This window comes from Clavibacter californiensis (genome assembly GCF_021952865.1).
Taxonomy (GTDB): Bacteria; Actinomycetota; Actinomycetes; order Actinomycetales; family Microbacteriaceae; genus Clavibacter; species Clavibacter californiensis.
On record NZ_CP040792.1, the window covers coordinates 2581818 to 2595949 of the forward strand.

The following is a 14132-nucleotide window of genomic DNA, read 5'->3' on the forward strand; positions in this document are numbered from 1 at the left end:
CGTCTGCGTCGCCCATCAGCTGGCGTACGCGCTGTTCTCGTGCACGTAGTCGTGCGTGAGGTCGTTGGTGAGGATGGTCGCCGTGGCGTCGCCCGCATGCAGGTCGATGAGCACGTGCACGGCGCGCGGGTGGAGGTCGACCAGGTCACGGCTCTCGTGCGGCTCCCCCGCGCGGCACACCTGGACGCCGTTGATGGCGACGTCGATGCCGTAGGGGTCGAAGGCGGCGCCGGTCGTGCCGACGGCCGCGAGCACGCGGCCCCAGTTGGGGTCGTTGCCGAAGACGGCGGCCTTGAAGAGGTTGCTGCGGGCGACCGCGCGTCCGACCTCGACGGCGTCGAAGTCGGACGCCGCGTGGACGACCTCGATGGCGATGTCGTGCGACGCGCCCTCGGCGTCGGCCTGCAGCTGCTCGGCGAGGTCGGCGCACACCGCGGTGAGCGCGGCCTGGAACTCGTCCGCGTCCGGCACGACGCCGGATGCGCCGCTCGCGAGGAGCGTGACCTGGTCGTTGGTCGACATGCAGCCGTCGGAGTCGAGGCGGTCGAACGTGACGCACGTGGACTCGCGGAGGGCGGCATCGAGCGCGGCGGAGTCGAGGTCGGCGTCGGTGGTGATCACCACGAGCATCGTCGCGAGCCCCGGCGCGAGCATGCCCGCGCCCTTGGCCATGCCGCCCACCGCCCAGCCGTCGTCGGAGGATCGCACCGACTGCTTCGGCTTCGTATCGGTGGTCATGATGGCGCGGGCCGCGTCGTCACCCCCGCTGTCGGTGAGCGCGACGGCGACGCGGGCCACCCCGTCCTCGAGCTTCTCGAGCGGGAGCTGCTCGCCGATGAGGCCGGTGCTGCAGACGAGCACGTCGCCGCTCGAGACGTCGAGCGCGCGGCCGACCGCCTCGGCGGTGGCGTGCGTGACCTGGAACCCGCGGGAGCCGGTGTAGCAGTTCGCGCCGCCGGAGTTGAGGACGACGGCGCTCACCCGGCCGTCGCCGATGACCTGGCGCGACCAGAGGATGGGGTTCGCCTGGCAGCGGTTGCTGGTGAAGACCGCGGCGGCCGCCTGCGACGGGCCGGTGTTGCGGACGAGGGCGACGTCGAGCGCGCCCGTGGACTTGAGGCCCGCGGCGACCCCTCCGGCGACGAAGCCTCGTGCGGCGGTGACGCTCACGGGGCCACCCCGTTGACCGGGAGGCCCATGGCCTCGGGCAGGCCGAGCGCGACGTTGGCCGACTGGATCGCCGCGCCCGCCGTGCCCTTGACCAGGTTGTCGATGGCCGTGACCGTGACGACGCGGCCCGCGGCCTCGTCGATGGCGAGTCCCACGAGGGCCGTGTTGGATCCCGTGACGTCGGACACGTTCGGGAACGACCCCTCCGGCAGCAGGTGCACGAACGGCTCGTCGGCGTAGGCGAGCTCCCAGGCCGCGCGCACGTCGTGCGCGGAGAAGCCGGGGGCGAGGCGCGCGGTGGCCGTCGCGAGGATCCCCCGGGCCATCGGCACGAGCACGGGCGTGAAGGAGACGCTCACGTGCCCGCCGCCCGCCGTCTCGAGGTTCTGCCGGATCTCCGGCGTGTGGCGGTGGGTGCCGCCGACCGCGTAGGCGCTCGCGGATCCGAGGATCTCGCTGGCCAGCAGGTTCGTGCGCAGCGAGCGTCCCGCGCCGGACGGGCCGACCGCGAGCACGGCGACGATGTCCTCCAGCTCGATGACGCCCGCGCGGATGCCCGGCTGGAGGCCGAGAGTGATGGCCGTGACGTTGCAGCCGGGCACGGCGATGCGCTTCACGCCCGACAGGCGCGTGCGCTGGGTTCCGCCCTCCTCCGCGTGCAGCAGCTCGGGCAGGCCGTACGGCCAGGCGCCCGCGAAGTCGCCGCCGTAGAACGCGTCCCACGCGGCCTCGTCGACGAGCCGGTGGTCGGCCCCGCAGTCGACCACGAGGGTCTGGTCGTCGAGCTCGGCCGTGATGGCGCCGGACTTGCCGTGCGGCAGCGCGAGGAAGACCACGTCATGGCCGGCCAGCTGCTCGGCGGTCGTCTCGACGAAGGTGCGGTCGGCGTACGAGGTGAGGTGCGGGTGCACCTGACGCAGACGCTCGCCCGCGTTCTGGAATGCGGTGAGCGTCTGGACCTCGAGGCGCGGGTGGTCGGCGAGCAGGCGGAGGAGCTCCCCGCCCGCGTAGCCGCTGGCACCCGCCACGGCGACTGAGAATGACATGCCTCAAATCTAGTGCCGGTGCCGGAGGGGTCCCGTCGGCCGGGCGTCCGCAGACGCACGCGCGGGCGGGCCCTCCCTGAGGAGGAGCCCGCCCGCGTGGACGGTCGTGCCGCGACCGCCGCGGCGGCGCCTACTCCCGGAGCGACGCGCCGAACCGCTCGGCGGCCGACCGCACGGATCCGTCGCGGGCCTCGCTCGCCTCGGCCGCAGTCAGCGTGCGGTCGGGCGCCCGGAAGCGGAGCGCGAACGTGAGCGAGCGCGTGCCGTCCTCGACGCCGGGACCGCGGTAGTCGTCCACGAGCCGGGCGGACTCGAGCAGCTCGCCCGCGCCCTCGACCACCGTGCGGAGCAGCTCCCCCGCCGGGACCTCGAGCGGCACCACGAGGCTGAGGTCCTGCGTGGCGACGGGCATCGAGGTGAGCGTGCGCACCTCGACCGCGCCGCCCGCCAGCTCGACGAGCCGGTCGAGGTCGACCTCGGCGAGCGCGACGCGCTCGGGCAGGTCGAGCTCGGCGGCGAGCGCGGGCAGGAGCTCGCCGGCGAAGCCCACGATGACGGGGCCGTCGGCCGTCACGGCCTCGACCGCGGCCGTGCGTCCGGGATGCAGGGCGATGTGGCTGCCCTGCTCGAAGCGGATCTCCACGCCCACGGCGTGCGCCAGCTGCCGCACGGAGTCGAGCGCGTCGACGAGGCCCGCGCGCTGCGCCGGGGTACCCGGCTGCTTCGGCACGGCGTCCCCGAGGATCAGCACGCCGACGTGGCGCGGCTGCGGCGGGATGCCCGCATCCAGCGCCCGCAGCGTGTCCGCGTCGGGGCGCGCGGCTCCGGGCGGCATCTCGGGCGAGCCGTACGCGACTCCCGCGCGGGGCAGGAACACGGTGCCGGTCTCGAAGATCGCGAGGTCGGTGGATCCGCGCGACAGGTTGCGCCGGGCGATGTCGACGAGCCCCGGCAGGAGGGAGCGGCGGAGGTACGGGAACGCGACGTCGAGCGGGTTCGCGAGGCGCACCGCGGGCGCGTCGTCGCGGTCGGCCGCGCCGAAGCGGGCGTTCTGCTGCTCGGAGGCGAACGGCGACCCCATGACCTCGCTGAGCCCGGACGCGGCGAGCGCGATCGAGGCCTGGCGTCGGAGCCGCTGCGCGGCGGTGAGGCCGCGGCCCGGGGGCGCGACGGGCAGCACGGCGGGGATCCGGTCGTAGCCGACGATGCGGGCGACCTCCTCCACGAGGTCGGCGCGGTGGCGGAGGTCGGGTCGCCAGGTCGGCGGGGTGACGACGAGCACGCCGTCGCGCTCCTCGAGCGCGCAGCCCACGTCGACGAGCGCGTGGCGCACCTCGTCCTCGGTGTAGTCGACGCCGACGAGCGACGCGGGGTAGCCGAGGGGCAGCTCGATCGCCTCGCGCGGCGCGGTCGTGTCGAGGATCGAGCCGAGTCCCTCCGCGTGACCGCCGGCGAGCTCCTCGAGGAGCTGCACCGCGCGCGCCGCGGCGGCGGGAGCGATGCGCGGATCCACTCCCCGCTCGAAGCGCTTGGACGCCTCGCTCGGCAGCTTGTGCCTGCGGGCCGTGCGGGCGATCGACACGGGGTCGAAGCCGGCCGCCTCGATCAGCACGCGGCTGGTGCCCGCGCCGATCTCGGTGGCCGCGCCGCCCATGACGCCCGCCAGCCCGACCGGGCCGGAGCCGTCGGCGATGACGAGGTCCTCGGAGTGCAGCGCGCGCTCGCGCCCGTCGAGTGTGACGAGCGTCTCGCCCTCGGCCGCGCGGCGGACGACGATGCCGCCCTGCAGCCGGTCGAGGTCGTACCCGTGCAGGGGCTGGCCGAGCTCGAGCATCACGTAGTTGGTGATGTCGACCACGAGCGCGATGGAGCGGACGCCCGCGAGGGTGAGGCGCGACACCATCCACGTCGGCGTGGGCCGGGACACGTCGAGGCCCGAGACCACGCGCGTGACGAACACGTCGGCGCCGGCGCGGCCGCGGATAGGGGCGGCGTCGTCGACGCGCACCTCGACGCCCTGGACGGGCGCGTCGGCCGCGAGCAGCGCGAGCGCGTCGGCGGGGTCGGTGAAGGCCGCCCCCGTGGCGTGCGCGTACTCGCGGGCGATGCCGCGGATCGAGAACGCGTAGCCGCGGTCGGGCGTGACGTTGACCTCCACCGCCCGGTCGTCGAGGTGGAGGAGCGCGAGGGCGTCCGTGCCGACCGCGGGGTCGAGGCCGAGCGAGGAGAGCACGAGGATCCCGTCGTGCTCCTCCCCGAGGCCGAGCTCGCGCGACGACGCGATCATGCCGTCGGACACGTGCCCGTACGTCTTCCGGGAGGAGATGGGGAACGGGCCGGGGAGCACCGCGCCGGGCAGGCTCACCACGACCTTGTCGCCCACGACGAAGTTGTGCGCGCCGCAGACGATGCCGCGCACGTCCTCTCCGCCGTCGGCCGCCGTGGCGCCCTCGGGGGCGACGCGCACCTGGCACCAGTTGATGGTCTTGCCGTTTGTCTGCGGCTCGGGGCTCGCCTCGAGCACCTGCCCGACGACGACGGGACCGGAGATCGAGAACGCGTGCACGTCCTCCTCCTCGAGGCCGACCTTCACGAGGGAGGCGTGGACGTCCTCGGGGGTGACCCCCGCGGGGAGCTCGACGTGCTCGCCGAGCCAGCTGATCGGGATCCTCACGACTACACCACCATCCCGAACTGCGCGCCGAACCGGATGTCGCCCTCGACGATGTCGCGCATGTCGGAGAGGTCGTTGCGGAACATGAGGGTGCGCTCGGTGCCCATGCCGAACGCGAAGCCCTGGTACTCGTCGGGATCGATGCCCGCGGAGCGCAGCACGTTCGGGTTGACCATGCCGCAGCCGCCCCACTCGATCCAGCGGGGTCCGCCCGCGGCGGCCGGGTGCCAGACGTCCATCTCGGCGCTCGGCTCGGTGAAGGGGAAGTAGTTGGGGCGGAGGCGGATGCGCGCGTCCTCCCCGAACATCGACCGAGCGAAGTGCTCGAGCGTGCCGCGGAGGTGCGCCATGGTGAGGCCGCGGTCGATCGCGATCCCCTCGATCTGGCGGAACGCGGGCGTGTGCGTCGCGTCGAGCTCGTCGCTGCGGAAGGTGCGGCCCTGCGCGATCGTGTAGACGGGCAGCTCGTCGGCGAGCAGCGTGCGGATCTGCACGGGCGAGGTGTGCGTGCGGAGCACCAGGTGCGCGTCGGTCGGATCCACGTAGAAGGAGTCCTGCATGGCGCGCGCGGGGTGGTCGGGCGGGAAGTTGAGCGCGTCGAAGTTGAACCACTCGCTCTCGAGCTCGGGGCCCTCGTTCACCTGCCAGCCCATGCCCACGAAGATGTCGGCGATGCGCTCCTCGAGCATGGTGAGCGGGTGGCGGGCGCCGGCGCGCCAGCGGCTCGGCAGCGCGGTGACGTCGACGGCCTCGGCCACGAGCCGCTCGGCGGCCTCCTGCTCCTGGATCTCCGCCTCGCGCGCCTGGAACGCCTGCGTGACGCGGGCGCGCGACTGGCCGACGAGCTTGCCGGCGTCCTTGCGGTCGGCGGGCGGCAGGTCGCGGAGCGATCCGTTCAGCCGGGCGAGCGGGGACGCCTCGCCGATGTGGGCGGAGCGCGCCTGGGCGAGCGACGCGGAGTCGGTGGTCGCGGCGAGCGCGGCCATCGCCTGCTCCACGGCGGCGCCGACGGTCTCCTCGGAGATCTGGGGTTCGGACATGAGGCCCGAGTCTACCGATCTGGGGTGCCGCTCCCGGCCCGCGACCGGCCCGCCGCGAGCGGCCCGCCCTGCGCCTACGCCCCCTGCGACGTCTCCGCCGCGATGGTCTTCGCCACGCGCGGTCCGCGCTTGCGGGCGAGCCGCCGCGCGATGGTCGACACCGTGAGGTTCAGCACGAGGTACATGCCCACCATGACCACGAAGATCGGCAGCGAGTTGGCGCGGCTCGTCGCCTCGAGGATCAGCTCGCCCTGCTTGGTGAGGCCGACGAGGCTGACGATGGTGCCGAGCGCGGTGTCCTTGATGAGCACGACGAGCTGGGCGACGATGATCGGCAGCATCGTGCGGAACGCCTGGGGGAACTCGACCAGCAGGCGGTTCTGCAGCGGGCGCAGGCCGATGGCGAGACCCGCCTCGCGCTGTCCGCGCGGCAGCCCGAGGATGCCGGAGCGCAGCGCCTCGCCGATGATCGCGCCGTTGTACAGCGTGAGCGCCGTGACGACCGACCAGTACGGGCCGATGGGGAAGATCAGGTAGATGAACAGCATCATCAGCAGCACCGGCATGCCGCGGAAGAACTCGAGCACGACCGTGACCGCGTAGCGGACGACCCGGTGCTCGCTCATCCGCAGGAGCGCGAGCACCATGCCGAGGAGGATCGCCAGCACGGCGGCGACCGCGGCGGACTGCAGGACGACCCACAGGCCCTTCAGCAACAGGCCCCACACGAGCGGGTCGTTGAGCACGAGCCAGATGTCGGGGCTGAACTGCCCCGCCTGCTGCAGCTTGACCGCGGCGAAGGCCAGCACGGCCACCACGATGACCCCCGTGACGACGGAGAGGATGCGGGAGCGACGGCGGGCCTTGGGGCCGGGCACGTCGTAGAGGACCTGGCTCATCGGGAGACCGCCACTCGCTTCTCGAGGTGGTCCGCCAGCTGGCCGAGCGGGACCGTGATGATGAGGTAGAAGAACGCGACGCCCACGAACACCCAGACGACCGCGTCGCCGTTGGCGTTCGCGACGTCCCGACCCACGTTGAACAGCTCGTAGATGAAGTACGCGCCCGCGATCGACGTGTTCTTGGTGAGCGCGATGACCACGTTGATCAGCGGCGGGATGACGGTGCGCGCGGCCTGCGGCAGGATCACCGACCCGAGCGTCTGCGAGAACGTGAGCCCGATGCTGCGGGCGGCCTCGGCCTGGCCGACGGGCACGCTGTTGATGCCCGAGCGGATCGCCTCGGCGAAGAACGGCGCCGTGTAGAGCGTGAGCGCGAGCACCGCGGCCGTCATGAACGGGAGCGCGCCCGAGATCGACGTGATCACGACGCTGAAGAAGGTGAAGACGAGCAGCAGCGGGGTGTTCCGCAGCAGCTCGACGTAGACGGTGGAGGTGGCGCGGAGGCTCGCGACGGGCGAGATCCTCATCGCGGCGATCACGACCCCCAGCGGGAGGGCGAACAGCACGGTGAGGCCGAGGAGGCGCAGCGTGCCGCCGAACCCCCGCAGGAACACGTCGAGATTGTCGAGGATCACATCCACGGCGCACCTCCTATGGTCTGCACCCGGCGGGCCGGGCGATGGTCGGATCCGGGCTCGTCTGGCCCGGACAGGGGACGGGTCCCGCGCGCGCATCAGCGCACGCGGGACCCGGTGGGACTAGTAGCGGTCGATCGCCGGGGGCTCCGGCGTGTCGATGACCGTGCCGGCCGTCGCCTCGAACAGGCGCGCCCAGGTGCCGTCGTCGTAGGCCTCCTGCAGCGTGTCGTTGATGAACGTGCGGAAGGCCTCGTCGCCCTTGGCGATGCCGATGCCGTACGGCTCCTGGGTGAAGGTCTCGCCGTCGCCGACGAGCTTGAACTCGCCCTCGTTCTGGGCGATGAAGCCGGAGAGGATCACGTTGTCGGTGGTGACCGCGGCGACCTGGCCGTTGCGCAGCGGGTCGAGGCACTTGCTGTAGACGTCGGTGGGCACGACGATCGCGCCGAACGTGGCCTCGATGTTCGCGGCGGGGGTGGATCCGGCGACGGAGCAGACCTGCTTGCCGCGGACGTCCTCGGGCGTGTTGATCGTGGTGTCGTCCGCGAGGACCATCAGCGCCTGGCCGGCGACGTAGTAGGGGCCCGCGAAGTCCACGACCTCCTTGCGCTTGTCGTTGATCGTGTAGGTCGCGACGACCGCGTCGACCGAGCCGTTCTGGATGAAGGGCTCGCGGTTCGCGGACACCGTCTCCGTGAACGTGATGCCGTCGAAGGGGATGCCCATCTTGCTGGCGACGAGCGCGGCGATCGCGACGTCGAAGCCCGCGGGCTTGCCGTCGAGCCCCGCGAGGCCAAAGAGGGGCTGGTCGAACTTCGTGCCGACCTTCATCTCCCCTGCCGCGGCCAGGCGGGCCATCGTGGTGCCCTCGTCGAACGTCGGGTTCTCCGCGAGCGCGAGCTTGTAGGGGCCGTCGCCGTTCTCGGGGGCGTTCGTGCCGGCGTCGATGCCGCTGTTCGACGCGCTGCCGGCGGCGCCGCAGCCCGTGAGGGCGACGACGACGATCGCGGCGGCCGCGGCGATGGTCAGTTTCCTGTTCTTCATGGTTCCCGTTTCTCTGCTGGTGAGGTGGATGACGGACTCGATGGGGATCGCTCGTGGTGCGTGGTGCGGGTCGTGCCGTGGTGCGGCGCCCGGACGCGCCTGCCTCGGCGGCGTCCGGATGCGGGAGGGCGGAGGGCGCGTGCCCTCCGCGCGCGTCAGTGGGCGAGGATCTTGGAGAGGAAGTCCTTCGCGCGCGGGCTCTGCGGGTCGTCGAAGAAGGCCTGCGGGGTGGTGTCCTCCTCGATGGCGCCGTCGGCCATGAAGATCACGCGGTCCGCTGCCTTGCGGGCGAAGCCCATCTCGTGGGTGACGACCATCATCGTCATGCCGTCCTTCGCGAGGCCGACCATCACGTCGAGGACCTCGGTGATCATCTCGGGGTCGAGGGCCGAGGTCGGCTCGTCGAGGAGGATCAGCTTCGGGTCCATCGCGAGCGCGCGGGCGATGGCGACGCGCTGCTGCTGGCCGCCCGACAGCTGGGCCGGCATCTTCTGCGCCTGGTTGGCCACGCCGACGCGGTCGAGGAGCTCCATCGCCCGCTTCTCCGCCTCGGCCTTGCCCTGCTTGCGCACCTTGATGGGGCCGAGGGTCACGTTCTCGAGCACGGTCTTGTGCGCGAAGAGGTTGAAGGACTGGAAGACCATGCCGACGTCGGCGCGGAGTCGCGCGAGCTCGGCACCCTCGGAAGGGAGGTCCTGGCCGTCGATCGTGATGGTGCCGTCGTCGATGGTCTCGAGCCGGTTGATCGCGCGGCACAGCGTCGACTTGCCGGACCCGCTGGGACCGATGACGACGACGACCTCGCCGCGGTTCACCGTGGTCGAGATGTCCTTGAGGACGTGCAGGTCCCCGAAGTGCTTGTTGACGTGGGATACGACGACCAGGGGCTCGCCGACCGCTGCTGCGGCGGGCGAGGCGGGGTCCGCCGTCGGGCTCTGCTCCATGCGAACACCATATCCATGCCGGTGTTTCGTCCGCGTTTCCGCCGGGCATCGTCGCCCCATCGTGACGCGTCGGCCGCGTTTCCGCCGATCAGGGGCGGTGCCGGCGCGCACCCGGACGACGCGCATCCGCCGGGTGTCCGGCGCGTGTCGGTCAGGCGCGCTGCGCGAACGCCGACTCGTAGAGGCAGACGGACGCTGCCGTCGCGAGGTTCATCGACTCGGCCTGGCCGTAGATCGGCACGACGACGGCGCGGTCGGCGAGCGCGAGGTGCTCGTCCTGGAGGCCGCGGGCCTCGTTGCCGAAGAGCCACGCAGTGGGGCCGGCGAGCGCGCCGGACGTGCGCTCCGCGAGGAGGTCGTCGCCCTTCACGTCCGCGGCGAGGACCTGCAGCCCCGCCGCCTTCACGCGCTCGAGAACGGCGTCGAGCTCGGGCATGATCGCGACCGGCAGGTGGAAGAGCGAGCCCGTCGTGGCGCGCACGACCTTGGGGTTGTAGAGGTCGACGGAGCGGCCCGTGAGGATCACCGCGTCGGCTCCCGCGGCATCGGCGGCGCGGATGATGGTGCCGGCGTTGCCGGGGTCGCGCACCTCCTCGAGGATCGCGATGAGGCGCGGGTCGTCACCGAGGATCTGCTTGAGCGACGTCGGGAACTGCCGGCAGACGCCCACGACGCCCTGAGGGGTAACGGTGTCGGCCATCGACGCGATCACGTCCTCGGTGACGAACTCGACCTCGACGCCCGCCTCGCGGACGGCGCGCGCGAGGTCGGGGTAGCGGTCGAGGGCCGTGGGGGTCGCGAACAGCTCCTGCACGAGGTCGGGCCGGAACGCGAGCGCCTCGGAGACGGCCTGCGGCCCCTCGAGGAGGAAGAGGCCCGTGTCGGCGCGCGCGTCCCGCTTCGCGAGCTTGGCGACGCCACGGACACGCGGGGAGCGGGGATTGTCGAGCATGCCTGCAACACTAACGGCGCGCCCCCGGATGGGGACGCGCCGTCGGCGGTGATGCGGGATGCGCTACGCGTTCGCCGCGACCTTGGGGGCCGAGGTGTTCGCGGGCAGGGCGGCCTTGGCCGTCTGCACGAGCGACGCGAAGGTCGCGGGCTCGTGGACCGCGAGCTCCGCGAGGATGCGGCGGTCGACCTGGACGCCGGCGAGCGAGAGGCCCTGGATGAGGCGGTTGTACGTGAGGCCGTTCGCACGCGCGGCGGCGTTGATGCGCTGGATCCAGAGGCGGCGGAACTCGCCCTTCTTCGCGCGGCGGTCACGGTACGCGTAGACGAGGGAGTGGGTGACCTGCTCCTTGGCCTTGCGGTACAGGCGCGAGCGCTGCCCGCGGTAGCCGGCGGCGCGCTCGAGGATGACCCGACGCTTCTTGTGGGCGTTGACGGCCCTCTTGACTCTTGCCATTTCAGTGATTCCTATTCGAGTTCAGGTGTCGCGGACGACGAGGGGCCTAGCGGCCGAGGAGCTTCTTGGCGACCTTCATGTCGGCCTTGGCCAGCGGCTGGTCCTGGTTGAGTCGCGCCTTGCGCCCGGAGGACTTGACCTCGAGGTTGTGCCGCATGCCCGCCTGCTGCTTCATGATCTTGCCGCTGCCGGTGACCTTGAAACGCTTCTTGGCACCCGAGTGGGTCTTCTGCTTAGGCATTGTTCTCTTCTCTCGCTTCTCGTGCGCTCGCCTTGGTGGCGTCGCGCTTCGCGTTGGCCTCGGCCTTGGCCTCGGACTTGTTCTTGTGCGGTCCGATGACCATGACCATGTTGCGGCCGTCGATCGTGGGGGTGGACTCGACGCTGCCGAACTCGGCGACGTCCTCCGCGAACATCTTGAGCAGTCGCACGCCCTGGTCCGGACGCGACTGCTCGCGCCCACGGAACAGGATCATGGCCTTGACCTTGTCGCCGTCCTGCAGGAAGCCCTCGGCGCGCTTGCGCTTGGTCTCGTAGTCGTGCTTGTCGATCTTGAGGCGGAAGCGCACCTCCTTGAGGATGGTGTTCGCCTGGTTGCGACGCGCTTCCTTGGCCTTCTGCGCGGCCTCGTACTTGAACTTGCCGTAGTCCATGATCTTCGCCACGGGGGGCTTGGAATTGGGCGCGACCTCGACGAGGTCGAGGTCGGCTTCCTGCGCGAGCCGGAGTGCGACGTCGATGGATACGACGCCGACCTGCTCGCCTGCTGGGCCAACGAGGCGAACCTCGGGAACTCGGATTCGATCGTTGGTACGGGGATCGCTGATGGACTGCTCCTATTCGTGTCTTCGGGTGGCCCGGCAGCTCTCGGGGAGCCGCTCGGATTCGAGACGAGGAGGGTTCTTCACCAGGGTGCGACGGTACGTCGTACTCGGCAACACGCCCGTGCCCGCGTGATGCGGGGCTCCCGTCCTGCGCGGTTCCCGTTGGGGAGCCGTTCGGACGGGGGAGCGAAATCGACCCGGTAACCTATGGAGGCGGTCAAGCGCGGGTGGGAGATCAATCCTCTTTCGAACCGGGACTGTGACAGCCCCGGAGCCGTCGATCAGCATAGCAGACGCCGACCCCGCCCCGGAAGGGCGGCCACGACGAGCTCCCGCCGCCTCCGCCATCCGGCACCGCCACCCAGCCCGAGGACACACATGACCGACCAGGCCCAGCCCGATCCCGCGACCAGCGCACCCGCCGACCCCGCGTCCGCCGGTCCGGCCGACACCCACGTGCACCGCTTCGAGGAGCCCGCCGCGACCGGCGACGGCACCTCGGCCGCGGGCGTCGCGGACGACGACACCGCCGACTTCGTCGCCGACCAGTACGCGCGTGACATCGCGGAGGTCTCCGCCGTCGAGGTCATCACGACCACGGCCGTCCACCTCATGAGCGCCGCCGCCGTGAAGTGCGGGCTCGCCGACGACCCCGCCACGCAGACCGACCTCGCCGAGGCGCGGAAGCTGATCATCTCGCTCGCGGGTCTCGTCACGGCCGCCTCCCCGGAGCTGGGCGACCAGCACGCGCGCAGCCTCCGCGACGGCCTGCGCTCCCTGCAGCTCGCCTTCCGCGAGGCGTCCCCGTACCCCGACGCCGTCGGCAAGGGACCGGGCGAGAAGTACACCGGCCCGGTCTCCTAGGCCAGCCGCCCGCCGGGGCTCGCGAGCCCCGCCCGCGGGTCAGCGCGCGGACGTGATCCGGAGCCCCATGCTGTCGACCCGGTCGGCGAGCACCGCGCTCCGGGACCACTCCCCCTGCAGCCGCGCGAGCAGCGCGTCGAGCGCCTGGCGGTCGAGTCCGTCGACGAGCTCCAGCGCGATCATCAGCTCCGGGCCCTCGAGGCGTGCACGCGGATCGCCCGGCGCCGTGCTGACGGACACGACCGCGGGCTCCTCGACGACGCTCGCCTCCAGCGCCGCGACCACCTCCGGGTCCTCGGGGCTCGGGATCCAGGGCAGCGACCGCGCGACCGCCCACACCGCCGGCCGCCGCAGGACGAACTCGGTGTCGGACATCGGGTCGACGACCACGAGGTCGGTCTCCTCGCTCGCCGCGGCCAGCGCCACGCGGACGGCGTCGGCCGGGACGGGACGCGCTGCGGGGTTCCACCTCCCCATCGCGGCGACGGACGTGAAGACCGGCATGACGGTGCGCCCGTCGGGCCCCGCCACCGTGATGATCGACAGCTCGGCGCTCTTGTCGGCCTTCAGGCCGTGCGCGCCCTCACCCTCCTCGCCGAGGCGGGCGACGAGCGGGATCAGCAGGCGCGCGTCGCGAAGGGCGTCCACGACCGCGGCCTGCCCTACCTCGCCGCGACCGTGCCGCGCGAGCGCTGCCGCGACGGCGGGCGGCGCGGATCCGTCGTCGTCAGGGAACGGGGTGGGCTCGAACGACCGGCCCGCCCACGGGGTCCCGGCCGAGTCGGCGTGCGAGGAGGATCCCGTCATCGCTCCCCGGCGACGTCGAGCGCCTCGCCGAGCGTGAACGCGCCGGCGTAGAGGGCCTTGCCGACGATGGCGCCCTCCAGGCCGAGCGGCACGAGCTCGCGGAGAGCCTGGATGTCGTCGAGGCTCGAGACGCCGCCCGAGGCGACGACCGGACGCTCGGTGCGCTCGAGCACGTCCCGCAGCAGCTGCAGGTTCGGGCCCTGGAGCGTGCCGTCCTTCGTGACGTCGGTGACGACGTAGCGCGCGCACCCGGCATCCTCGAGGCGCTCGAGGACCTCCCAGATGTCGCCCCCGTCCTGCGTCCAACCGCGCGCGGAGAGGGTGCGGCCGCGGACGTCCAGCCCGACCGCCACGGCCTCGCCGTGCTGGGCGATGACGCTGGCCGCCCACTCGGGGTTCTCCAGCGCGGCGGTGCCGAGGTTGATGCGCGTCGCGCCGCTCTCGAGCGCCACGTCGAGCGAGCGGTCGTCCCGGATCCCGCCGGACAGCTCGATCTGCACGCCGTCGATGGCGCGGATCACACGGGAGATCACCGACAGGTTGTCCCCGCGGCCGAACGCGGCGTCGAGATCGACGAGGTGCAGCCACTCGGCGCCCTGCTCCGCCCAGTCGCGGGCGGCGTCGACGGGATCGCCGTAGCCGGTCTCGGTGCCGGCCGCGCCCTGCGTGAGGCGGACGGCCTGGCCTCCCGCCACGTCGACGGCGGGCAGCAGGGTCAGGCGGGGGGTGCTGGTGAACTCGCTCATGGGGCCTTCCATCGATGGGGCTCGG

Annotated in this window: 15 protein-coding genes; 1 reads left to right on the forward strand and 14 read right to left on the reverse strand. The window is 72.3% G+C overall.

Annotated elements, in window-relative coordinates:
- Window positions 1-15: 15 nt before the first annotated feature.
- The 12 genes from argJ to infC form a co-directional block, all read right to left on the reverse strand.
- Window positions 16-1170 (reverse strand): bifunctional glutamate N-acetyltransferase/amino-acid acetyltransferase ArgJ, encoded by a 1155-nt coding sequence (argJ, locus tag FGD68_RS12440; protein WP_119373004.1) that lies wholly within the window; start codon window positions 1168-1170, stop codon window positions 16-18.
- Window positions 1167-2216 carry an N-acetyl-gamma-glutamyl-phosphate reductase gene (argC, locus tag FGD68_RS12445; protein ID WP_119373003.1) on the reverse strand — a complete coding sequence of 350 codons (1050 nt, stop codon included), beginning with the start codon at window positions 2214-2216 and terminating at the stop codon, window positions 1167-1169. The genes argJ and argC overlap by 4 nt, the downstream gene beginning before the upstream one ends.
- A gap of 130 nt (window positions 2217-2346) precedes the next feature.
- Window positions 2347-4890, reverse strand: a complete 2544-nt coding sequence (pheT, locus tag FGD68_RS12450; protein WP_119372632.1) for a phenylalanine--tRNA ligase subunit beta — start codon at window positions 4888-4890, stop codon at window positions 2347-2349.
- Window positions 4891-4892: 2 nt separating this feature from the next.
- Window positions 4893-5930 (reverse strand): phenylalanine--tRNA ligase subunit alpha, encoded by a 1038-nt coding sequence (pheS, locus tag FGD68_RS12455; RefSeq protein ID WP_104236317.1) that lies wholly within the window; start codon window positions 5928-5930, stop codon window positions 4893-4895.
- 74 nt (window positions 5931-6004) lie between these two features.
- Window positions 6005-6829 (reverse strand): amino acid ABC transporter permease, encoded by an 825-nt coding sequence (locus FGD68_RS12460; RefSeq protein ID WP_119372631.1) that lies wholly within the window; start codon window positions 6827-6829, stop codon window positions 6005-6007.
- Window positions 6826-7473, reverse strand: a complete 648-nt coding sequence (locus FGD68_RS12465) for an amino acid ABC transporter permease (RefSeq protein WP_119372630.1) — start codon at window positions 7471-7473, stop codon at window positions 6826-6828. The genes FGD68_RS12460 and FGD68_RS12465 overlap by 4 nt, the downstream gene beginning before the upstream one ends.
- A 117-nt stretch (window positions 7474-7590) precedes the next feature.
- Window positions 7591-8514 carry a glutamate ABC transporter substrate-binding protein gene (locus FGD68_RS12470; RefSeq protein ID WP_104236315.1) on the reverse strand — a complete coding sequence of 308 codons (924 nt, stop codon included), beginning with the start codon at window positions 8512-8514 and terminating at the stop codon, window positions 7591-7593.
- A 155-nt stretch (window positions 8515-8669) separates the two neighbouring features.
- On the reverse strand, window positions 8670-9458 hold the full coding sequence (locus FGD68_RS12475) for an amino acid ABC transporter ATP-binding protein (RefSeq protein WP_012038694.1): 789 nt from the start codon (window positions 9456-9458) through the stop codon (window positions 8670-8672).
- Window positions 9459-9609: 151 nt separating this feature from the next.
- On the reverse strand, window positions 9610-10410 hold the full coding sequence (locus tag FGD68_RS12480) for a TrmH family RNA methyltransferase (RefSeq protein ID WP_119372629.1): 801 nt from the start codon (window positions 10408-10410) through the stop codon (window positions 9610-9612).
- Window positions 10411-10473: 63 nt separating this feature from the next.
- Window positions 10474-10866, reverse strand: a complete 393-nt coding sequence (gene rplT / locus FGD68_RS12485; RefSeq protein WP_012038696.1) for a 50S ribosomal protein L20 — start codon at window positions 10864-10866, stop codon at window positions 10474-10476.
- 46 nt (window positions 10867-10912) lie between these two features.
- Window positions 10913-11107, reverse strand: coding sequence for a 50S ribosomal protein L35 (rpmI, locus tag FGD68_RS12490; RefSeq protein ID WP_015490648.1), 195 nt, complete (start codon window positions 11105-11107; stop codon window positions 10913-10915).
- Window positions 11100-11693: a translation initiation factor IF-3 gene (gene infC, locus FGD68_RS12495; protein ID WP_015490649.1), complete on the reverse strand. Its 594-nt coding sequence runs from the start codon at window positions 11691-11693 to the stop codon at window positions 11100-11102. Before infC ends, rpmI begins: the two co-directional genes overlap by 8 nt.
- A gap of 375 nt (window positions 11694-12068) precedes the next feature.
- Here infC and FGD68_RS12500 point away from each other — a divergent pair, with 375 nt between their 5' ends.
- Window positions 12069-12554, forward strand: coding sequence for a DUF1844 domain-containing protein (locus FGD68_RS12500; RefSeq protein ID WP_104236313.1), 486 nt, complete (start codon window positions 12069-12071; stop codon window positions 12552-12554).
- A gap of 39 nt (window positions 12555-12593) precedes the next feature.
- On the opposite strand, the gene FGD68_RS12505 is transcribed toward FGD68_RS12500, so the two are convergent.
- On the reverse strand, window positions 12594-13361 hold the full coding sequence (locus FGD68_RS12505) for an SseB family protein (RefSeq protein ID WP_119372628.1): 768 nt from the start codon (window positions 13359-13361) through the stop codon (window positions 12594-12596).
- The gene (gene priA, locus FGD68_RS12510; protein ID WP_012038701.1) at window positions 13358-14107 is read right to left on the reverse strand and encodes a bifunctional 1-(5-phosphoribosyl)-5-((5-phosphoribosylamino)methylideneamino)imidazole-4-carboxamide isomerase/phosphoribosylanthranilate isomerase PriA; all 750 of its coding nucleotides are present in this window, start codon (window positions 14105-14107) and stop codon (window positions 13358-13360) included. The genes FGD68_RS12505 and priA overlap by 4 nt, the downstream gene beginning before the upstream one ends.
- Between the last annotated feature and the right edge of the window lie 25 nt (window positions 14108-14132).

Bases quoted from the DNA above. Each gene is read 5' to 3' on its own strand.
- argC (WP_119373003.1), bottom strand. From the start codon at position 2,216: ATGTCATTCTCAGTCGCCGTGGCGGGTGCCAGCGGCTACGCGGGCGGG.
- pheS (WP_104236317.1), bottom strand. From the start codon at position 5,930: ATGTCCGAACCCCAGATCTCCGAGGAGACCGTCGGCGCCGCCGTGGAG.
- FGD68_RS12460 (WP_119372631.1), bottom strand. From the start codon at position 6,829: ATGAGCCAGGTCCTCTACGACGTGCCCGGCCCCAAGGCCCGCCGTCGC.
- FGD68_RS12470 (WP_104236315.1), bottom strand. From the start codon at position 8,514: ATGAAGAACAGGAAACTGACCATCGCCGCGGCCGCCGCGATCGTCGTC.
- FGD68_RS12475 (WP_012038694.1), bottom strand. From the start codon at position 9,458: ATGGAGCAGAGCCCGACGGCGGACCCCGCCTCGCCCGCCGCAGCAGCG.
- FGD68_RS12480 (WP_119372629.1), bottom strand. From the start codon at position 10,410: ATGCTCGACAATCCCCGCTCCCCGCGTGTCCGTGGCGTCGCCAAGCTC.
- rplT (WP_012038696.1), bottom strand. From the start codon at position 10,866: ATGGCAAGAGTCAAGAGGGCCGTCAACGCCCACAAGAAGCGTCGGGTC.
- rpmI (WP_015490648.1), bottom strand. From the start codon at position 11,107: ATGCCTAAGCAGAAGACCCACTCGGGTGCCAAGAAGCGTTTCAAGGTC.
- FGD68_RS12500 (WP_104236313.1), top strand. From the start codon at position 12,069: ATGACCGACCAGGCCCAGCCCGATCCCGCGACCAGCGCACCCGCCGAC.
- FGD68_RS12505 (WP_119372628.1), bottom strand. From the start codon at position 13,361: ATGACGGGATCCTCCTCGCACGCCGACTCGGCCGGGACCCCGTGGGCG.
- priA (WP_012038701.1), bottom strand. From the start codon at position 14,107: ATGAGCGAGTTCACCAGCACCCCCCGCCTGACCCTGCTGCCCGCCGTC.